The 19271-nt window shown below is 68.3% G+C and carries 18 protein-coding genes; 9 read left to right on the top strand and 9 right to left on the bottom strand.

The window, feature by feature from the left end:
• Positions 1-2 precede the first annotated feature (2 nt).
• The 3 genes from urtB to AC1IQ6_RS01600 form a co-directional block, all read right to left on the bottom strand.
• Positions 3-905 carry an urea ABC transporter permease subunit UrtB gene (gene urtB, locus AC1IQ6_RS01610; RefSeq protein ID WP_111826107.1) on the bottom strand — a complete coding sequence of 301 codons (903 nt, stop codon included), beginning with the start codon at positions 903-905 and terminating at the stop codon, positions 3-5.
• A gap of 69 nt (positions 906-974) precedes the next feature.
• Positions 975-2168: an urea ABC transporter substrate-binding protein gene (gene urtA, locus AC1IQ6_RS01605; protein ID WP_111826108.1), complete on the bottom strand. Its 1194-nt coding sequence runs from the start codon at positions 2166-2168 to the stop codon at positions 975-977.
• Positions 2169-2547: 379 nt separating this feature from the next.
• The gene (locus AC1IQ6_RS01600) at positions 2548-3444 is read right to left on the bottom strand and encodes an NAD(P)/FAD-dependent oxidoreductase (RefSeq protein WP_485865709.1); all 897 of its coding nucleotides are present in this window, start codon (positions 3442-3444) and stop codon (positions 2548-2550) included.
• Between the two features lie 112 nt (positions 3445-3556).
• On the opposite strand from AC1IQ6_RS01600, the gene folB reads away from it, so the two are divergent.
• A complete protein-coding gene (folB, locus tag AC1IQ6_RS01595; RefSeq protein WP_102773193.1) occupies positions 3557-3916 on the top strand; it encodes a dihydroneopterin aldolase in 360 nt (119 codons plus the stop codon).
• Positions 3917-3918: 2 nt separating this feature from the next.
• A complete protein-coding gene (gene ttcA / locus AC1IQ6_RS01590; RefSeq protein ID WP_485865708.1) occupies positions 3919-4884 on the top strand; it encodes a tRNA 2-thiocytidine(32) synthetase TtcA in 966 nt (321 codons plus the stop codon).
• Between the two features lie 241 nt (positions 4885-5125).
• On the opposite strand, the gene AC1IQ6_RS01585 is transcribed toward ttcA, so the two are convergent.
• From AC1IQ6_RS01585 to apaG, 5 genes are all read right to left on the bottom strand, one after another.
• Positions 5126-6082, bottom strand: a complete 957-nt coding sequence (locus AC1IQ6_RS01585) for a D-2-hydroxyacid dehydrogenase family protein (protein ID WP_485865707.1) — start codon at positions 6080-6082, stop codon at positions 5126-5128.
• Positions 6083-6143: 61 nt separating this feature from the next.
• On the bottom strand, positions 6144-6929 hold the full coding sequence (locus AC1IQ6_RS01580; RefSeq protein ID WP_102773190.1) for a DsbC family protein: 786 nt from the start codon (positions 6927-6929) through the stop codon (positions 6144-6146).
• A 52-nt stretch (positions 6930-6981) separates the two neighbouring features.
• Positions 6982-8151: a UbiH/UbiF family hydroxylase gene (locus AC1IQ6_RS01575; RefSeq protein ID WP_485865706.1), complete on the bottom strand. Its 1170-nt coding sequence runs from the start codon at positions 8149-8151 to the stop codon at positions 6982-6984.
• Positions 8148-9446, bottom strand: coding sequence for a murein transglycosylase A (mltA, locus tag AC1IQ6_RS01570; protein ID WP_485865705.1), 1299 nt, complete (start codon positions 9444-9446; stop codon positions 8148-8150). The genes AC1IQ6_RS01575 and mltA overlap by 4 nt, the downstream gene beginning before the upstream one ends.
• Positions 9447-9482: 36 nt before the next feature.
• Entirely contained in the window at positions 9483-9857 is a 375-nt protein-coding gene (apaG, locus tag AC1IQ6_RS01565; protein ID WP_039882644.1) for a Co2+/Mg2+ efflux protein ApaG, read from the bottom strand.
• Between the two features lie 90 nt (positions 9858-9947).
• Between apaG and rpe the strand changes: the two genes are divergently transcribed.
• The 6 genes from rpe (at position 9948) to trpC (ending at position 15639) form a co-directional block, all read left to right on the top strand.
• Positions 9948-10676 carry a ribulose-phosphate 3-epimerase gene (rpe, locus tag AC1IQ6_RS01560; RefSeq protein WP_102773187.1) on the top strand — a complete coding sequence of 243 codons (729 nt, stop codon included), beginning with the start codon at positions 9948-9950 and terminating at the stop codon, positions 10674-10676.
• Positions 10677-10690: 14 nt separating this feature from the next.
• Positions 10691-11422, top strand: coding sequence for a phosphoglycolate phosphatase (locus AC1IQ6_RS01555; protein ID WP_479730832.1), 732 nt, complete (start codon positions 10691-10693; stop codon positions 11420-11422).
• 256 nt (positions 11423-11678) lie between these two features.
• Positions 11679-13199, top strand: a complete 1521-nt coding sequence (trpE, locus tag AC1IQ6_RS01550) for an anthranilate synthase component I (protein WP_102773185.1) — start codon at positions 11679-11681, stop codon at positions 13197-13199.
• Between the two features lie 44 nt (positions 13200-13243).
• Positions 13244-13810 carry an anthranilate synthase component II gene (locus AC1IQ6_RS01545; protein ID WP_102773184.1) on the top strand — a complete coding sequence of 189 codons (567 nt, stop codon included), beginning with the start codon at positions 13244-13246 and terminating at the stop codon, positions 13808-13810.
• A gap of 12 nt (positions 13811-13822) precedes the next feature.
• Positions 13823-14854, top strand: coding sequence for an anthranilate phosphoribosyltransferase (trpD, locus tag AC1IQ6_RS01540; RefSeq protein WP_102773183.1), 1032 nt, complete (start codon positions 13823-13825; stop codon positions 14852-14854).
• The gene (gene trpC / locus AC1IQ6_RS01535; RefSeq protein ID WP_102773182.1) at positions 14851-15639 is read left to right on the top strand and encodes an indole-3-glycerol phosphate synthase TrpC; all 789 of its coding nucleotides are present in this window, start codon (positions 14851-14853) and stop codon (positions 15637-15639) included. The genes trpD and trpC overlap by 4 nt, the downstream gene beginning before the upstream one ends.
• Here the strand turns inward: trpC and AC1IQ6_RS01530 are convergent.
• Positions 15636-17501, bottom strand: a complete 1866-nt coding sequence (locus tag AC1IQ6_RS01530) for a sigma-54-dependent Fis family transcriptional regulator (RefSeq protein WP_111826118.1) — start codon at positions 17499-17501, stop codon at positions 15636-15638. The genes trpC and AC1IQ6_RS01530 overlap by 4 nt on opposite strands.
• A gap of 233 nt (positions 17502-17734) precedes the next feature.
• On the opposite strand from AC1IQ6_RS01530, the gene adh reads away from it, so the two are divergent.
• Positions 17735-19264 carry an aldehyde dehydrogenase gene (gene adh / locus AC1IQ6_RS01525; protein WP_102773181.1) on the top strand — a complete coding sequence of 510 codons (1530 nt, stop codon included), beginning with the start codon at positions 17735-17737 and terminating at the stop codon, positions 19262-19264.
• The last annotated feature ends 7 nt before the right edge of the window (positions 19265-19271 follow it).

Below are 19271 nucleotides of genomic sequence, written 5' to 3'. Positions count from 1 at the left end.
CTTCATCCCCGCGTCTTGTTGGCGAACAGCCCGTTCGGGCGGAAATAGAGGACCAGGATCACCAGCACCAGGATCGTGACCTTGGCCATGGAACCGCTCATCAGGTATTCGAGCGTGGTCTGGGACTGCGCGATGGCCAGCCCGGAGAACGCGGTTCCCAGCAGGCTCTGCACACCGCCGAACACCACCACGATGAAGGAATCGACGATGTAGAGCTGGCCCGTGCCGGGGTTGGTCGACCCGATCATCGTGAAGACGCAGCCGGCGATGCCCGCAAGGCCGGAACCCAGCGCGAAGGTCAGCGCGTCCACGCGCCGCGTGTTGATCCCCACGGCCCCCGCCATCGCCCGGTTCTGCGTGACGGCGCGTACCCGCAGGCCCCAGGCGCTGCGGTACAGCAGCAGATAGACACCCACGGCCACCAGCAGCGTCAGCCCCAGGATGAAGATGCGGTTCAGCGGGAACTGCAGGTCGGCGGTCGGCTCCCAGGCGCCGCTGAGCCACGACGCCAGCGGCACGCTGACCTCCTGCGCGCCGAACAGCGAGCGGTAGGTTTGCTGCAGGATCAGGCTGAGCCCCCAGGTTGCAAGCAACGTGTCCAGCGGACGGTTGTAGAACCATCGGATGAAGCCCCGCTCGAGCACATAGCCGAAAGCGAACGTGACCAGGAACGCCAGCGGAATGGCCGCGAACAGGTACACGTCCATCCATCCGGGCGCCCAATGCTGGAAGGCCACCGAGACCAGGTAGGTGGTGTACGCGCCCATCGCCATGAGCTCGCCGTGCGCCATGTTGATGACGCCCATCAGGCCGAACACGACGGCCAGGCCGATCGCCATCAGCAGCAGAATGCTGAACAGGCTGATCCCGTTGAACAGTTGCATTGCCGCGATGTCGAGATTCATGGTCACGTTCCAGGCTGCGCCGGCGGCATGGCCGCCGGCGGTTGGTTTGCCAGCGCCTGCGGGCGCCGCCTACAGCTTCGGGAAGGGATTGGGCTCGATCAGGTCGGCGGACTCCCAGACAATGTCGAACTGCCCGTCGGGCCGGGCGCGGCCCACGCGCACCTTTTTCCAGACGTGGTGGTTGGTTTCATGCACGCGCACCGTGCCCTCGGGCGCCTCCAAGGTCAGTCCGCCCGTCGCGGCGATGACCTTGTCGGGTTCGAACGAACCGGCCTTCTCGACGCCGAGTTTCCACAGGTGCACGCTGTTGTAGGCGACCTCCATCGGATCGCCGATGACACGGTCCGGCCCGTACTTCGCCTTGAAGGCCTTGACGAACTTCTCGTTCGCGGGGTTCTGCAGGCTCTGGAAGTACCCCATGCAAGCGTAGTAGCCGGCAGCATTGTCCTTGCCGATCCCTTCGATCTCGTTCTCGGACACCACGGTCGACAGCAGCACCACCCGGGTGCCGTCGAGGCCGGCGGCGCGCAACTGCTTGTAGAACGCCACGTTGGAACCGCCGACCACCGTGCTGTAGATGCACTCCGGCTTGGCCGCCTTGATCTTGTTGATGATCGAGGAAAATTCGGTATGCCCCAGCGGCGCGTACTCTTCGCCCACCACCTTCGCGCCCGCACGGGCGATGGCCGGCTTGGCAATCTTGTTGCACGTGCGCGGATAGATGTAGTCGGACCCGACCAGGAAGAAGGTCTTGCCCTTCTCGCGGGCCATCCACTCCACCGCCGCGATCACCGACTGGGTTGCCTCCTGGGAAGGATAGAACACGCGGGCGTCCTGCTCCTGGCCCTCGTAGTAGGTGGGGTAGTAAAGCAGGCCCTTGCTGCGCGACAGCACCGGCAGCAGCGCCTTGCGCGACGCCGAGGTATAGCAGCCGACGATGGCGGCGACCTTGTCGCGGTCGAGCAGCTTGCGCGCCTTTTCGGCGAACACGGCGTTCTCGCTCGCCCCGTCCTCCACCACCGGCTCTATCTTTCTGCCCATTACGCCGCCCGAGGCGTTGATTTCCTCGATCGCCAGCTTCTCGGCGTCGACCAGCGACGCCTCGGCGATGGCGATGGTGCCGGACAGGGAATGCAGCAAGCCCAGTTTGACGGTGTCCTGGGAAAAAGCCAGGCGGGGCACGGCTGCCATCCCCGACGCGGCGCTGAGTAGGACCATGGAGCCGCTGTGCTGCAGAAAGCGGCGGCGGTTGTATTCGCTCATCATTGCGCTCCTGTGCGTTTCTGTGGGCAAGCCTGCGGCCAGGGCCTGCTTGCAAGCCCCGAACTGCCCGGGATTGGGCAGGCGCCTTTGCCGATCACATCGCGACGACCGCCGTCCGTCCGCTGCACCCTCGTTTCTCCGGGCAAGGCTTCGCCCACGGCGCATCGAAACGCCATTCGAAGAAAAGCGATGGAAAAACGGAAAACGAAAAGGCCCGAGCCGGATTTTCCGGCTCGGGCCTTTTTGCCCTACGCCTGACTGGCAACACTGGCAGTCGGCGAAAATATGAAGACGAACTCGCGTCTGGAAGGAATTCTGAACAAGCGTGCCGCGCTATGCCATGCGTATTTTCCCTTAGCGCTTGCGCAATGCGCGCCGGCTAGGCGCGCTCCCAGCGCCGCTGAATGGCCTTGGCCGCGACCACGCCGTCGGCCAGGGACGTGACCACGCAGGGATGCATGCGGTTGGCCACTTCGCCCACGGCGTAGATGTCGGGCACGCTGGTCTCGGCGGTGGCGAAATCGGTGCGGATGTAGCCGCGCGCGTCGCGCGCCAGCTGCAGGCTGTCGGCGAAGCCCGCCTGGGGCTCCCAGCCGTAGAACACCAGGATCAGGTCGTAGCGGCGCCCGTCGACGCTGCGCGCGGCCGGATCGACCCGGTACGGGCCGATGCGCACGCCGTCGCGGCCGGCGCGCGTCACCCATTGCTGCTGGGCGCGGACGCTGCGGGCGTAGAGGTGCACGGCGCGCGCGCCGCGGTTGCGCACGTAGACGAAATTCTCGAAAGCGTTGTCGCCCCCGCCCAGCACCGCCACCGACAGGCCCGTGTAGTCCTGCGCCACGATGGGCGAACCCGGCCCGATCAGCACGCCCGGCCAGGTCGCGCCGGGCGGGTAGTCCGGCAGCCCCTTGGCGCGCACGCCCGAGGCGATGACCAGGGTGCGCGCCCGCGCCAGGCTTTCGGCGCCGTCGGGGCCGGCCAGGCGGGCCTCGATGCCGCCCTTGCACGGCCGCACCGCGGTGACGCGGGTCTCCAGGCGCAGCGGCACGCCGGCGGCGCGCACGCTGGCGTCGATGTTGGCGGCCACCTGCTGGCCGGTGACGCCGGGCAGCACGGCGATCCAGTCGTCGGGAAACGGATTGTCGTTGCCCAGGCCGCCGAGGCGGGCGCCGGCCTCGATCAGTAACGGGGACAGGCCGAGCCTGGCCAGCCACAGCGCGCAGGAGGCGCCGGCCGGGCCGCCGCCTACAATCACCGTATCGTGCATCTGTTGCATTTCACCCCTTGTTGACCGCGGCGCGCCCGCGCATGGCCGGATTGTAGCCAGCGGGCTGCCCCCTTCCCGCCGCCGCCTTACAATTCCCGGCTACGCCATCCAGGTTTTCATCATGCCCACACGCCGCATCATCCTTTCCGGGCTCGCGCTCGACGCCCGCATCGGCATCCTCGAGCACGAGCGCCGCGCCACCCAGCCCCTGCATGTCGACGCCGAATTCGACGTGGACATCCAGCGCGCGGTCGACGACCACGACATCCACAGCGTGCTCGACTACCGCCGCCTGCGCGAGGCCATCGTGGAGGAATGCACCCAGGCCCACGTGAACCTGATCGAAACCCTGTCCGAGCAGGTGGCCGCCCGCCTGCTGGCCGACTTCCAGGAAATCCGCGCGCTGCGCCTGCGCATCAGCAAGCCCATGGCGTTCTCCGACTGCGCCGCAGTCGGCGTGGAAATCCAGATCACGCGCTGACCATGAACGATATCGCCTCCCCCGGCCTGCGCACCGCGGCCGAAGAAAAGAAACTCCGCCACGAAGGCAACAAGCTGACCAAGCGGCTAGCCCGCGAAACCACGCGCGCCCTGTCCGACTACAACATGATCGAGGCCGGCGACCGCGTGATGGTGTGCCTGTCCGGCGGCAAGGACTCCTACGCGCTGCTCGACATCCTGATGCAGCTGCAAAAGCGCGCGCCGTTTCCGTTCGAGCTGGTCGCGGTCAACCTGGACCAGAAGCAGCCGGGCTTTCCGGCCGACATCCTGCCGCGCTACCTGACCGAACTGGGCGTGCCCTTCCACATCGAGACGCAGGACACCTACTCCATCGTCACGCGCGTGCTGGAAGAAGGCAAGACCATGTGCTCGCTCTGTTCGCGGCTGCGCCGCGGCATCCTGTACCGCGTGGCCTCGGAACTGGGCGCGACCAAGATCGCGCTGGGCCACCACCGCGACGACATCCTGGGCACCTTCTTCCTGAACCTGTTCTACGGCGGCAAGGCCAAGGGCATGCCGCCCAAGCTGGTGTCCGACGACGGCCGCCACACGGTGATCCGTCCGCTGGCCTACGTGCCCGAGACCGACCTGATCGCCTATGCGGAACTCAAGCAGTTCCCCATCATCCCGTGCAATCTGTGCGGCTCGCAGGAGAACCTCAAGCGCAAGGAGGTCGGCCGCATGATCCAGGAATGGGACCGGCAGCATCCGGGCCGCTCGTGGAATGTGTTCAACGCGCTGTCGCGCGTGGTGCCCTCGCACCTGATGGACCGCGACCTGTTCGATTTCGTGGGCCTCAAGCCCACCGGCCTGCCCGACTCCAACGGCGACACCGCGTTCGACGCCGTGGACCCGGAAGCGGACGGCGCCGAAGCCTGCGGCGATACCGCGCCGCAGGGCATGGTCGAGAAGAAGGTGACGTTCTCGCGGCCGGGCGGCGCCGGGTGATCCGGGCAGGGTCGAGGTTTGGGATTCGGACGTAGGATGGGTGTAGCGCGAGATTTCTTGGGCAAGAACTCAAATATCGAGCGCGCGTAACCCATCAGGCGGCGCCAGCCGCCGGTTTTCGTGGCAAGAGACAAACAGCCGGCTGCCGCCGGCCGATGGGTTACGCGCGACGAACAGTTGAATTCTTGCCCAAGAAATCTCGCGCTACACCCATCCTACGTATCCCCACCATCCGCACGTTTCACGCATTCAGCACCCGCACCGGTTGCCCCGCTTGCCAGGCTTTCACGGCTTCCAGCGCGTTCTGGTAGAACGCCTCGAAATTCTCGCGGCTGACGTAGCCCAGGTGCGGCGTGAGGATCACGTTGTCGAGGTCGCGCACCGTGTCGGTGGGCGGCAGCGGCTCTTCGGGATAGACGTCCAGCCCCGCGCCGGCGATGCGGAATTTCACCAGCGCGTCCATCAGCGCTTCCTGGTCCACCAGGCCGGCGCGCGAGGTGTTGACGAGATAGGCGGTGGGTTTCATGGCGGCCAGCGCCGTGGCGTCGACCACGTGGCGGGTGCGTTCGGAAAGAATCAGGTGCAGGCTGACCACGTCGGACGTGGCGAACAGTTCGTGCTTGTCCACCCGCGCCACGCCGGCGGCCGCGGCGCGTTCGTCGGTGAGGTTGGGGCTCCAGGCCACCACGTCCATGCCGAAGGCCTGGCCCACCTTGGCCACCGCCGTGCCCAGCTTGCCCAGGCCCAGCACGCCCAGCCGCTTGCCGGCCAGCGGCTCGGGCATGGCCGTCTGCCACATGCCGCGGCGCATGGCCGCGTCTTCGGCCGGCAGGTGCTTGAACAGTCCGAGGATGTGCGCCCAGGCCAGCTCCGCGGTGGCGGTGGCGGCCTCGGGGCTGCCGGGCGCGCCGCACACCACGATGCCCTGCGCGGCGCAGGCCTGCATGTCGATGGCGTTGTTGCGCATGCCGGTGGTGATCAACAGGCGCAGCCCGGGCAGCGCGCGGATGCGCTCGGCCGGGAACGGCGTGCGCTCGCGCATGGCGACGATGACGTCGAAGCTCTCGAGCGTGGCCTCGACCTGCTCGGGCGGAATGTAGTTGTTGAAGATCTGCACCTCGGCGTCGCCGCCCAGCGAGGTCCAGTCGGCGTAGCGCCGGGCTACGTCGTGATAATCGTCGAGTATTGCGATTTTCAATGCGGTCTCCGGGTGGCGTGGCGCTTGCGGCGCCAGCCTCCCGGCCGGCGGCGCGCGCCGGTCAGTTCAGTCGGGCCTTGAGCTGCTCCAGGGGCAGCGCGCCGCTGGTGCGCGTGCCGTCGGCGAAGAACAAAGTGGGCGTGCCGCGCACCATCAGGCGCTGGCCCAGGGCCAGCAGTTCGGCCTCGGGCACGTCGCAGCTGGCGGCGGCCGGCTTGCGTCCGCGCAGCATCCAGTCGTCCCAGGCCGCGCCCGGGTCCTTGGCGCACCAGACGTCGCGCACCTTGTCCTTGGAATCGGCCGACAGGATGGGATAGAGGAAGGTGTAGACGGTCAGGTTGTCCACGTCTTCCAGCGTCTTGCGCAGCTGCTTGCAATAGCCGCAGTTGGGGTCTTCGAAAATCGCCACCTTGCGCGAGCCGTCGCCCTTGACCTGCTTGATGGCCAGTTCCAGCGGCAGATCGTCGAACTTCACGGCGCTCAGCCGCTCCAGCGATTCGCGGGTGACGTCGCGGCGCGTCATGGCGTCGATCAGCGGACCTTCCATGACCCAGGTGACTTTCTCGTCCGTGTAGATCATGTCCATGCCCAGCTGCACTTCGAACAAACCGTAGGGCGTGCGCCGCACGGCCGTGACGTCCATGCCGGAGAAACGCTGCTTGAAACGTTCCTTGACCGCGTCCGCCGCGGGATCGGCCGGCGCCGCCTGGGGCGTGGCGTAGCTTTTGGCGTCCTTGCCGGCCTGGCCGGCGGACTGCGTGGACACGGACTTGGCGTCCTGGGCCGACACGCCGGCCGACACCGCCAGCAGCGCGGCGGCCAGGACGGCGGAAATGCGGAAATTCATCTGTGCTCCTGTACTCGTATATCGTGTCGTTCGGCCTAGGGCCTAGCGTAACCTAGTTGGTCGAGGCCCCGGCGATCAGGCGGCGCTTGACCAGCGGCGCGCGCTCGACCCAGTGCATGCCGGCGTTGCGCAGCCAGACCAGCGGCGTGGCGCGCGAGGCGAACAGCTTGTGCAGGCCGTCGGTGGCCAGGCGCATGGCCAGCACCGGCTCGGCCCGCGCCCGCTGATAGCGGTGCAGCACCCGCAGGTCGCCGGCCGTGCGGTAGGGCTCGCGCCCGGCGACCGTGCGCACCAGCGCCTCGACGTCGCCCAGGCCCAGGTTCAGGCCCTGCCCGGCCAGCGGGTGCAGCCGGTGCGCGGCGTCGCCCGCCAGCGCGATGCCCGGCGCCACCATCTGCGCGCGCTCCAGGGTCAGGGGAAAGCCATGCAGCCTGCTGCGCACCTTCAGGGTTCCCAGCCGGCCTTCGGCGGCGTCGGCCAGCAAGGCCTCCAGGCGCGCCGTCTGTTCGGCCGGCGGCAAGGCCAGCAAGTCGCGGGCCTGCTCGCTGCGCATGGACCAGACCATCGAGACCTGCGGGCCGTCGGCCGTGTCGGGCAGCGGCAGCAGCGCCAGCACGCCATCGTCGCGGAACCACTGGACGGCCGTGCCCTGGTGCGGACGCTGCGCGTCCAGGTGCACCACCAGGCCGGTGTCGTGATAGGACTGGGACTCGTGCTTCAGGCCGGCCGCCGTGCGCAGCGGCGAGGCCGCGCCGTCGGCGCCCACGAACAGTTCGGCCTCGATGCGCGCGCCGCCTTCCGTCTCGATGGCGCCGTTGCGATAGCCGGTGCAGCGGTCTTCCAGCCAGGCAATGCCGAACATGCGCACGGCCTGGATCAGCACGCGCTCGATTTCGCCGGATTCGACGATCCACGCCAGCTGCGGCAGCGCCGCCTGCCAGGCATTGAGGTTCACCTGCCCGTCGGCGTCGCCGTGGATCTCCATCGCGGTCACCGGCGTGAGCCGGGCCGCGGGCATCGCGTCCCAGACTCCCAGCTCGGCCAGGAAACGCTGGCTGGCCGGCGAAATGGCGTAGACGCGCGGATGGTAGTGGTTGGGATCGGCCGCCGGCACGCTGGCGCGCGGGGCCAGCACGGCCACGCGCTGGCCGCGGCGGGCCAGCGCCAGGGCGGTGGACAGGCCGACGATGCCGGCTCCGCAAACGACGATCTGATGGCTCATCTTGCTGTCGGCTCCCCGGCCTGCTTGGGCCACAACACCCACATCTGGCCGCGCTGCTTCATGCGCCCCGCCTGCTGCCCGGCCGCGTCGCCGTAGCCCCAGTAGAAGTCGGCGCGCGCCGCGCCGCGGATGGCCGTGCCGGTGTCCTGGGCGAACACCAGGCGCTGCAGCGGCCGGTCGGACGCCGGATAGGTGGTCGACAGGAACACCGGCGTGCCCAGCGGCACGAAGCTGGCGTCCACCGCCACCGAGCGCATCGGCGCCAGCGGGATCGCGTAGGCGCCCTTGGGACCCAGTTCGGGGTCCACCACGGCCTCTTCGCGGAAGAACACGACGGCCGGATTGGCGTTCAGCATTTCCGGCACGCGCTTGGGATTGCGCTGCGCCCAGGCGCGGATGTTCTGCATCGAGGCCTGGTCGGGCGCGAGTTCGCCGCGGTCGATCAGCCAGCGGCCGATGGACACGTAGGGCTGGCCGTTGTGGTCGGCATAGGCCACGCGTATGGTCTTGCCGGCGTCGGGGCCGTCGGTGAGCTGCACCCGGCCCGAGCCCTGCACCTGCAGGAAAAAGTTGTCCACCGGATCGTCCACCCACACCACCACGGGCGGGCGGCGGCCGGCGGTCGACTCGATGGCGGCGCGCGTGTCGTAGGGCACCACGCGCTTGCCGTCGAGCTTGCCGCGCACGCGCTTGCCCGCCAGGTCCGGATAGACCGATCCCAGGTCGATGGTCAGCAGGTCGGCGGGCACGGCGTACAGCGGCCACTGGTAGTTGCCGCCCTGGCGGCGCGAGCCGCGCACCAGCGGCTCGTAGTAGCCGGTGACCGTATTGGTGGCCGGCTTGCCGTCGGCCGCGTTCAGGCGCCACGGCTGCAGATAGGCCTGGAAGAAGCGCCGCACCGCCTCGCCGTCGCCCGCGGCGGGCGCGCGCGCCGGGTCGGTGGCGGCCGCGCAGACCGGCTGCCAGGCCCGCGGCGTGGCGCGCGCCGGCGCGGCCAGGTTGCCGGAAGTGGGCCGCATCAGCCCGCGGCAGTTGCGCAGGAACAGCGGCCACACGCGCGACAGGTCGTCGCTGCTCCAGCCGGGCATTTCCGACCAGTTGCCCGGCTTGAACTTGCCCGCCAGCGCGCGCGGCGGCGTATCGGGCAGCGCCGACAGCGGCGGCACCACCAGGGGGCCTTCGGCCGCGGGCGGACGCGCGCCGGGAAGCGTGCCGGAATCGGGGGGAATGTCGGAGGGCGTGGAGCAGGCCGCCAGCAGTACCGACAGCACGGACAAACTGAAAATGCGCTTCATGAGCAAGGGCAGGACGTACGACGGGGACCGGGCCATTCAGTGCAGCGTGCGCGGCATGGCCAGGACGAATTCGGAGATCGGCACTTCGAACGGAATGCCGTTCTCGCCGACGCAGTGATAGGTGCCGCGCATCGTGCCCACCGGAGTAGGCAGGGGACAGCCGCTGGTGTATTCGAAGGTTTCGCCGGGCGCCAGCAGCGGCTGCTGGCCCACGATGCCCAGCCCGCGCACTTCCTGCACGCGCTGGTTGCCGTCGGTGATGATCCAGTGGCGGCTGATCACCTGGGCGGGATGTTCGCCCGTGTTGGTGATGCGGACGGTATAGGCGAATACGAACTGCTGTTCGCCGGGATCGGACTGTTCAGGCACGAAGCGTGGAGAGACGGAGACGCTCAGGTCGTAAGGTTTCACAGTCCTTTCCTGTGTAGCAGGCGCGGCCGCCGGACCCGCCGGACCGGGCCACTCCCGGTACCGCGCCTCAAACTGCAATAATGGCACATTATGCCCTCCCCGACTCCGAACATCATGTCTACCCTTTCGGCCTCCACCCGCATCACCCCCAGCATCCTGTCGGCTGACTTCGCCCGCCTGGGCGAGGAAGTCCGCAACGTCGTCGCCGCCGGCGCCGACTGGATCCACGTGGACGTGATGGACAACCACTACGTCCCCAACCTGACCATCGGCCCCATGGTGTGCGCGGCGATCCGTCCCCATGTTTCCGTGCCGATCGACGTGCACCTGATGGTGGAACCGGTGGACGACCTGGTGCCGATGTTCGCCAAGGCCGGCGCCGACTACATCAGCTTCCACCCCGACGCCAGCCGCCACGTGGACCGCACGCTGACGCTGATCCGCGAAAACGGCTGTAAGGCCGGCCTGGTGTTCAACCCCGCCACGCCGCTGTCCTACCTGGACTACGTGATGGACAAGATCGACCTGGTCCTGATCATGTCGGTCAACCCCGGCTTCGGCGGCCAGAGCTTCATTCCGGCCGCGCTGGACAAGCTGCGCGAGGCGCGCGCCCGCATCGACGCCTGGACCCGCGCCGGCGGCCAGGAAATCGCCCTGCAGGTCGACGGCGGCGTCAAGATCGACAACATCGCCGAGATCCGCCGCGCCGGCGCGGACACCTTCGTGGCCGGTTCGGCCATCTTCGGCAAGCCGGACTACGCCGGCATCATCAAGTCGATGCGCGAGCAGATCGCCGTCGGCGAAACCACCGCCATCTGATACCGGGAATCGATATGACCGCTTTTCGCGCCGCGCTGCTGGACCTGGACGGCACCCTGCTGGACTCCATCCCCGACCTGGCCTTCGCGGCCAACGCCATGCGCGTGGAGCTGGGCATGTCCCCGCTGCGCGAGGACGTGGTGGCGACCTTCGTCGGCAAGGGCGTGGACAACCTGGTGCGCCGCAGCCTGGCCGGCAGCCTGGAGGGCGCCGACCCGGAGCCCGCCGAGTTCGACCGCGCCCGCGCCGCCTTCTACCGCCACTACCACCTGGTCAACGGCGAAAAGGCCCAGGTGTACCCCGGCGTCATCGACGGCCTGAAGCAGCTGCGCGAACAGGGCCTGAAGCTGGCGGTGGTCACCAACAAGCCCACCGAGTTCACGCTGCCGCTTTTGCAGCGCACCGGCCTGGCCGGCTTTTTCGACGCCGTGGTCTGCGGCGACACCTGCGCGCGCCGCAAGCCCGATCCCGACCAGGTGCTGCATGCCTGCGACCTGCTCGGCGTCACGGCGCCGCAGGCCGTGACCATCGGCGACTCCCTGAACGACGCCCAGGCCGGACGCAGCGCCGGCACGCAGGTGCTGGTGGTGCCTTATGGCTACAACGAAGGCAAGGACGTGCGCGAGCTCGATGTCGATGGTATAGTTGACACGCTAGTTGACGCGGCCCAGTGGGTCGCGCTCTGGAACCAGAGCCGCAATACGGCAAACACCGCGGCAAACGCCACGGCAAAAACCGGTTCCTGACCAGCAGGTTTCCATACCAAGTTTCCATAGCAGAATCACCCGATGAACGTTTCCATCCAGAACCAAATGCTCGGCGCCTCGTGGCGCTGGTGGCGTTTGTCTTCCGGGTGGCGATGATCCCTCCCGGCCCTGGACGCGTATGCCGCCTAGTGCCGTAGCTGTGTAACCACAGAGCCAAGCCCGGAACCAGTAACCTGGACCGGGCTTTTTGCTATGTGCCCGGTCCGCAAGCAAATCGAACGCTTACGAGACCCACATGACCGAAATCGAATTCAAGGCCCTCGCCGCGCAAGGCTACAACCGCATCCCGCTGGTGGCCGAAACCTACGCCGACCTGGACACGCCCCTGGGCATCTACCTGAAGCTGGCGCATGCCGGCCCGCAGGCCGGCCGCATGACCTGCCTGATGGAATCGGTGGTGGGCGGCGAGCGCTTCGGCCGCTATTCCTTCATCGGCCTGCCGGCCCGCACCGTGATCCGCGCCAGCGGCACACGCACCGAGGTGCTGCACGACGGCAAGATCGCCGAGACCCACGACGGCGACCCGCTGGCCTTCATCGAGCAGTACCAGAGCCGCTTCAAGGTGGCCCTGCGTCCGGGCATGCCGCGCTTCTGCGGCGGCCTGGCCGGCTACTTCGGCTACGACACGGTGCGCCACATCGAGCCCTGCCTGGGCCCGGCGGTCAAGCCGTTTCCGGCCGGCATGGAAGGCGGCACGCCCGACCTGATGCTGATGCACGTCGACGAACTGGTCATCGTCGACAACCTGGCCGGCCGCATCTACCTGATGGTCTACGCGGACCCGGCCCAGCCCGAGGCCTACAGCCGCGCCCAGCAGCGCCTGCACGACCTGCGCGTGCGCCTGCGCCGCCCGGTCGAAATCCCGTACAGCCACGCCAGCATGCAGACCGAAGAGCGGCGCGACTTCAAGAAGGAAGACTATCTGGCGGCCGTGCGCCGCGCCAAGGAACACATCGCCGCCGGCGACCTGATGCAGGTGCAGATCGGCCAGGTCATCGCCAAGCCCTTCCGCGACTCCCCGCTCTCCCTCTACCGCGCCCTGCGCTCGCTCAACCCCTCCCCCTACATGTACTTCTGGAATTTCGGCGACTTCCAGGTCGTGGGCGCCTCGCCCGAGATCCTGGTGCGCCAGGAGCGCGTGGTCGAAAACGGCGAGCCCAAGTCGCAGATCACCATCCGCCCGCTGGCCGGCACCCGCAAGCGCGGCGCCACGCCCGAGGAGGACGCCGCGCTGGCCGCCGAACTGAAGGCCGACCCCAAGGAAGTGGCCGAGCACGTGATGCTGATCGACCTGGCGCGCAACGACGTGGGCCGCGTGGCCGAAGTGGGCTCGGTGAAGGTCAGCGACACCATGGTCATCGAACGCTATTCGCACGTCATGCACCTGGTGTCCAACGTAACCGGCAACCTGAACCCCGGCATGAGCAGCATGGACGTGCTGCGCGCCTCGTTCCCGGCCGGCACCCTGACCGGCGCGCCCAAGGTCGAGGCCATGAAGATCATCGACGAACTCGAACCCGTGCGCCGCGGCATCTACGGCGGCGCGGCCGGCTACCTGAGCTATGGCGGCGAAATGGACGTGGCCATCGCGATCCGCACCGGCGTCATCAAGGACGGCACGCTGTACGTGCAGGCCGCCGCCGGCATCGTGGCCGACTCCAGCCCCGAAGCCGAATGGGCCGAGACCGAGGCCAAGGCCCGCGCGGTGCTGCGCGCCGCCGAGCAGGTGCAGCACGGCCTGGACGAACCCATCTGACCCCGGCCCCGCCCCTACCGAATACCGCCCGCACGGAGAAAACTATGCTGCTGATGATCGACAATTACGATTCGTTTACCTATAACCTGGTGCAATACTTCGGCGAACTGGGCGAGGACGTGCGCGTCGCGCGCAACGACCAGATCACGCTGGACGAAATCGCCGCCATGAACCCCGACCGCATCTGCGTGTCGCCCGGCCCCTGCTCGCCCGCCGAGGCCGGCATCTCGGTGCCCGTCATCGAAGCCTTCGCCGGCAGGAAACCCATACTCGGCGTGTGCCTGGGCCACCAGGCCATCGGCGCGGCCTACGGCGGCAGGATCGTGCGGGCCCAGCAGATCATGCACGGCAAGACCGTGCAGATCTCGCACACCGGCACCGACATCTTCACCGGCCTGCCCACCCCGTACACGGCCATCCGTTACAACTCGCTCACCATCGATCCGGCCACGCTGCCCGACTGCCTGGCGGTCACCGCCACCGCGCCGGACGGCGACATCATGGGCGTGCGCCACAAGACGCTGCCGCTATACGGAGTACAGTTCCATCCCGAGTCCGTGCTCAGCGAGCATGGCCATGCCCTGCTGCGCAATTTCCTGAACCTCGCCTGAGAAGGACGCATCGTGACCATTTCCCCCGCCGAAGCGCTGACGCGCTGTATCGAACACCGCGAAATTTTCCACGACGAAATGCTGCATCTGATGCGCATGCTGATGCGCGGCGAGATGTCGCCCCAGATCGCCAGCGCCCTGCTGATGGGCCTGCGCGTGAAAAAGGAAACCATCGGCGAGATCACCGCCGCCGCGCAGGTCATGCGCGAATTCGCCACGCCCGTGGTCACGCCCAATCCGGAAGACCTGCTGGACATGTGCGGCACCGGCGGCGACGGCAGCCATACCTTCAACATTTCCACCACGGCCATGTTCGTTGCGGCGGCCGCCGGCGTGCCGATCGCCAAGCACGGCAACCGCAGCGCCTCGTCCTCCAGCGGCAGCGCCGACGTGCTCGAAGCCCTGGGCGCCAACCTGGTGCTCACGCCCGAGCAGGTGGCCGAATGCATCCAGGCCACCGGCATCGGCTTCATGTTCGCGCCGGCCCACCACGGCGCCATGAAGAACGTGGCCGCCGTGCGCAAGGAACTGGCCGTGCGCACCATTTTCAACATCCTCGGCCCGCTGACCAACCCGGCCAACGCCGCCAACCAGCTGATGGGCGTGTTCCACCCCGACCTGGTCGGAATCCAGGTGCGCGTGCTGGAACGCCTGGGCTCGCGCCACGTGCTGGTGGTGCACGGCAAGGACGGCATGGACGAAGCCTCGCTGGGCGGGGCCACCATGGTCGGGGAACTCAAGGACGGCAAGGTCCTCGAATATGAAATTCATCCCGAGGACTACGGGCTATCCATGATGTCCAACCGCAGCATCAAGGTGTCCAATCGCGAACAATCGCGCGAGCTGGTCATAGAGGCGCTCGAGAATGTCGAAGGCACGGCCCGCGACATTGTCGCGCTCAATGCCGGGCTCGCGATTTATGCAGGCAATAAAGCCGATTCCATTCCCGCAGCCTTAGCGCTAGCATTCGAACTGATTTCCACCGGCGCGGCGCGAGCCAAGCTGGAAGAATTCTGCGCATATACCCGGAAATTCCTGAAATGAACGATATTCTCGCGAAGATCCTCGCCGTCAAGGTCGAGGAAGTCGCCGCCGCCCGCCAGATGCGCAGCGAAGCCGAAGTCCTGCGCGAAGCGCAGGCGCGCCAGGACGTGCGCGGCTTCGCCCAGGCCATCGAAGACAAGATCGCGCAGGGCAAGGCCGGCGTCATCGCCGAAATCAAGAAAGCCTCGCCTTCCAAGGGCGTGCTGCGCGAGGGCTTCGCCCCCGCCGAAATCGCCGCCTCCTACGCCGTGCACGGCGCGGCCTGCCTGTCGGTGCTGACCGACGTGCAGTTCTTCCAGGGCTCGCACGACCACCTGCGCCAGGCCCGCGCGGCCTGCTCGCTGCCGGTGCTGCGCAAGGACTTCGTGATCGACCCCTACCAGATCATCGCCGCGCGCGCGATGGGCGCCGACTGCGTGCTGCTCATCGTGGCCGCCCTCACCCCGGCGCAGCTGCGCGAGTACGAAACCCTGGCGATCGAACTGGGCATGGACGTGCTGGTCGAAGTGCACGACGCCAAGGAGCTGGACATCGCGCTGGAAATGAAGACGCCGCTGTTGGGCATCAACAACCGCAACCTGCGTACCTTCGAGACCAGCCTGTCGAACACCCTGGACCTGCTGCCGCGCATCCCCGCCGGCAAGCGCGTGGTGACCGAGAGCGGCATCCTGACGCCGGAAGACGTGAAGCTGATGCGCAAGAACAAGGTCGACGCCTTCCTGGTGGGCGAAGCCTTCATGCGCGCCAAGGACCCGGGCGCGGAACTGGCGCGGCTGGTGGGTTAGGCATTCATACGCCGATACAGCGTGCTGCGGTGCACCCCCAGCGCGCGCGCCGCGCGGCTGACGTTGCCGCCATGCGCGGCCAGGGCGTCGCGAATCGCGGCGTCGGTCATTGCTTGCAGGTTGGCGGAATCGCCGGCGGCGCCAGGCGCGGGCGCCGGCGTTGCGCGGATATCCGCGGGCAGCATGTCGGCATCGACCCGGCCCGCCGGCCCCGCCAGCACGTGCAGCGTGCGCAGCACGGCGGCCATCTGGCGGTAGTTGCCGGGCCATGAGTACGCAAGCAGGACGGCTTCGATGTCGGGCGGCAGGCGCGGCCCCGCGCCTTGCGCCGCCCACAGGCCGCGCAGCAGCTCCAGGCGGTCGGCGCGGGCGCGCAGCGGGGCCAGCGTGACGGTGTACTCGGCAATCCGGAAATACAGGTCGGGCCGCACCGGCGTGTCGACGCCCTGCGTGTCGGCGTCCGCGTGCGCCAGCGGGCGGTGCGTGGCGCACACCAGCGCGAAGTCCACCGGCACCGGGCGCGCCGCGCCCAGCGGCGAGACCTCGCGGGTCTGCAGCACGCGCAGCAGGCGCGACTGCAGCAGCAGCGGCATGTCGCCGATCTCGTCCAGGAACAGCACGCCGCCATGCGCCTGCCGCAGCAGCCCCTTGCTGCCCTGGCGGCGCGCGCCGGTGAAGGCGCCGTCTTCATAGCCGAACAGTTCGGATTCGATCAGGCTTTCGGGCAGCGCGGCGCAATTGACCGCCACGAACGGGCCGGCGGCCCGTTTGCTGCGCGCATGCAGTTCGCGCGCGAACACTTCCTTGCCCGCGCCGGTTTCGCCTTGCAGCAGGATGGACACGCCCGCATCCGACAGATGCACGGCGCGCGCCAGCGCGCCCAGCGTGGCGGCGTCGAAGTTCGGCGCGGCGGGGCGCGAGGCGGCCGGCGGCGCGACCGGCGCGGCCGGGGCCTGGCGGGCGCGCACCGGCGGGCGGCGCAGGCGCGCATGGTAGGCCGCGCCGGCGCGCGTCAGCACCCTGCCCGCCGCGTCCGGGCCGCGTTCGATATCGCCTTCGAATACGTCGGCGTAGCGGTACACGCCCAGGGCGGTCGCGGCCAGGCCCAGCGCCTGCAGGGCGCAGCGGTTGGCGCCCACCAGCAGGTCGCCCTCGAACGCCAGCAGTCCCTCGCCCGGCAGGCCCAGGCCCGACGGGCTGGTGTGCAGTTGCAGCACCGTGTGCGGATCGAAGGCCTGCTCGAACAACCGGTGCTCGATCAGGTCCACCGCCGCGCGCACCAGCGCCAGCACCTCGGGCCGGATCTCGCGCGCCTGGCTGGACAGGTCCAGCACGCCCACGGTGCGGCCTTCGTTGTCGGTGATGGGAACCGCCGCGCAGGTCAGGATGCGGTTGGGTTCGAAGTAATGTTCCGCGCCGTGCACGGCGATGGGCCGGCCTTCCACCAGCGCGGTGCCGATGGCGTTGGTGCCCGCGGCGGCCTCGTCCCAGGCGGCGCCGGGCATCAGCGCCACGCGCGAGGCGCGCTGTGCGAAATCGACGTCGCCGTCGCTGTCGAGCACCAGCCCCTGGGCGTCGGAGAGAATCACCAGGCTGCCGCTGCCGCCGGCCTGGCGGCGCAGCATGGACATGGCCGGCTCGGACATCCGCCGCAGCGCCTCGTTGCGCTGCTGCGCCTCGCGCAGCTCGCCCTGGGTCATCAGCTCGGTGCGGCGCACGCCGCGCATGTCGAAGCCCAGGTCGGCGCAGCGCCGCCATGAACGCAGGATGGGCTCGGCGACCATGCCGCCGGGCACCGCGCCCTGCTGGTTGAACAGCAGGCGCGCTTGCGTCAGCGTGTGCTGACGGGAATGAGTGGCCATGCGTGTCTCCTGGGACAGGCATTCTGCGACGCCTGTTCCGCAACACTGTCGCATAACGCAACAGCGAGTGGGGGCCGCCAGACGGCTGAGGGCGATCTCCCCGGCGTGTGGAATCCTACTTTCGCACGCGCAATCCCCGCTGTCCAGCGGACCGGCCCCTACTGGCATGGTCCTTGCTTGATACGGAGCAGGCAGCCCACTGCCGCCCCCGACACACAATACCGGAGACAAGCATGGACATCGCGACCCGAGTCACCCCCGACACCTATGGCACGCGCCTGGACCTGAAAACCCAGTACGACAACTTCATCGACGGCAAGTGGCAGAAGCCGGCGGACGGCGAATACTTCGACAACCTGACTCCGGTCACCGGCCAGGTGCTGACCCGCAACGCCCGCTCCAGGGAGCGCGACATCGAGCTGGCGCTGGACGCCGCGCATCGCGCCGCGCCCAAATGGGGCGCCACGTCGGCCGCAGAGCGCGCGCGCATGCTGATGCGCATCGCCGACGTCATGGAGGCCAACCTGGAGCGCCTGGCCACGGCCGAAACCTGGGACAACGGCAAGCCCATCCGCGAGGCCCGCGCCGCCGACATCCCGCTGGCCATCGACCACTTCCGCTATTTCGCCTCGTGCATCCGCAGCCAGGAAGGCGGGCTGTCCGAGATCGACCACGACACCGTGGCCTACCATTTCAACGAGCCGCTGGGCGTGGTGGGCCAGATCATTCCGTGGAACTTCCCCATCCTGATGGCGGCGTGGAAACTGGCGCCCGCGCTGGCCGCCGGCAACTGCGTGGTGCTCAAGCCCGCCGAACAGACGCCGCTGGGCATCCTGCTGCTGATGGAGCTGATCGCGGACATCCTGCCCCCGGGCGTGGTGAACGTGGTCACCGGCTTCGGCCTGGAGGCCGGCAAGCCGCTGGCCTCCAGCAAGCGCATCGCCAAGATCGCCTTCACCGGCGAAACCACCACCGGGCGGCTGATCATGCAGTACGCCTCGCAGAACATCATCCCGGTCACGCTGGAGCTGGGCGGCAAGTCGCCCAACATCTTCTTCGCCGACGTGGCCGCGCAGGACGACGATTTCCTGGACAAGGCGGTGGAAGGCTTCGTGATGTTCGCGCTGAACCAGGGCGAGGTCTGCACCTGCCCCAGCCGCGCGCTGATCCAGGAGTCGCTGTACGACAGGTTCATGGAGCGCGCCCTCAAGCGCGTCGGCCAGATCAAGCAGGGCAACCCGCTGGACGGCGACACCATGCTGGGCGCGCAGGCCTCGACCGAGCAGCTGGAAAAGATCCTGTCGTACCTGGACATCGGCAAGCAGGAAGGCGCCGACGTGCTGGCCGGCGGCGCGCGCGCGCAGATGCAGGGCGCGCTGGAAGGCGGCTATTACGTGCAGCCCACGGTGTTCAAGGGCCACAACAAGATGCGCGTGTTCCAGGAGGAGATCTTCGGCCCGGTGGTGGCGGTGACCACGTTCAAGGACGCCGATGACGCGCTGGCCCTGGCCAACGACACGCTCTACGGCCTGGGCGCCGGCGTCTGGTCGCGCGACGCCAATACCTGCTATCGCATGGGACGCGCGATCAAGGCCGGGCGGGTGTGGACCAATTGCTATCACGCCTATCCGGCGCATGCCGCGTTCGGCGGCTACAAGCAATCCGGCATCGGGCGCGAGAACCACAAGATGATGCTCAACCACTACCAGCAGACCAAGAACCTGCTGGTGAGCTACTCGCCCAAGAAGCTGGGCTTCTTCTGACCCGCGA

It is taken from the genome of Achromobacter sp. MUI-25009338, assembly GCF_057359325.1.
This window is presented reverse-complemented; position numbering and strand designations above follow the sequence as displayed.

Coding starts and splice junctions, on each gene's coding strand:
- urtB (WP_111826107.1), bottom strand. CDS start 905: ATGAATCTCGACATCGCGGCAATGCAACTGTTCAACGGGATCAGCCTG.
- urtA (WP_111826108.1), bottom strand. CDS start 2,168: ATGAGCGAATACAACCGCCGCCGCTTTCTGCAGCACAGCGGCTCCATG.
- AC1IQ6_RS01600 (WP_485865709.1), bottom strand. CDS start 3,444: ATGCAACAGATGCACGATACGGTGATTGTAGGCGGCGGCCCGGCCGGC.
- folB (WP_102773193.1), top strand. CDS start 3,557: ATGCCCACACGCCGCATCATCCTTTCCGGGCTCGCGCTCGACGCCCGC.
- ttcA (WP_485865708.1), top strand. CDS start 3,919: ATGAACGATATCGCCTCCCCCGGCCTGCGCACCGCGGCCGAAGAAAAG.
- AC1IQ6_RS01580 (WP_102773190.1), bottom strand. CDS start 6,929: ATGAATTTCCGCATTTCCGCCGTCCTGGCCGCCGCGCTGCTGGCGGTG.
- AC1IQ6_RS01575 (WP_485865706.1), bottom strand. CDS start 8,151: ATGAGCCATCAGATCGTCGTTTGCGGAGCCGGCATCGTCGGCCTGTCC.
- mltA (WP_485865705.1), bottom strand. CDS start 9,446: ATGAAGCGCATTTTCAGTTTGTCCGTGCTGTCGGTACTGCTGGCGGCC.
- rpe (WP_102773187.1), top strand. CDS start 9,948: ATGCCCTCCCCGACTCCGAACATCATGTCTACCCTTTCGGCCTCCACC.
- AC1IQ6_RS01555 (WP_479730832.1), top strand. CDS start 10,691: ATGACCGCTTTTCGCGCCGCGCTGCTGGACCTGGACGGCACCCTGCTG.
- trpE (WP_102773185.1), top strand. CDS start 11,679: ATGACCGAAATCGAATTCAAGGCCCTCGCCGCGCAAGGCTACAACCGC.
- AC1IQ6_RS01545 (WP_102773184.1), top strand. CDS start 13,244: ATGCTGCTGATGATCGACAATTACGATTCGTTTACCTATAACCTGGTG.
- trpC (WP_102773182.1), top strand. CDS start 14,851: ATGAACGATATTCTCGCGAAGATCCTCGCCGTCAAGGTCGAGGAAGTC.
- AC1IQ6_RS01530 (WP_111826118.1), bottom strand. CDS start 17,501: ATGGCCACTCATTCCCGTCAGCACACGCTGACGCAAGCGCGCCTGCTG.
- adh (WP_102773181.1), top strand. CDS start 17,735: ATGGACATCGCGACCCGAGTCACCCCCGACACCTATGGCACGCGCCTG.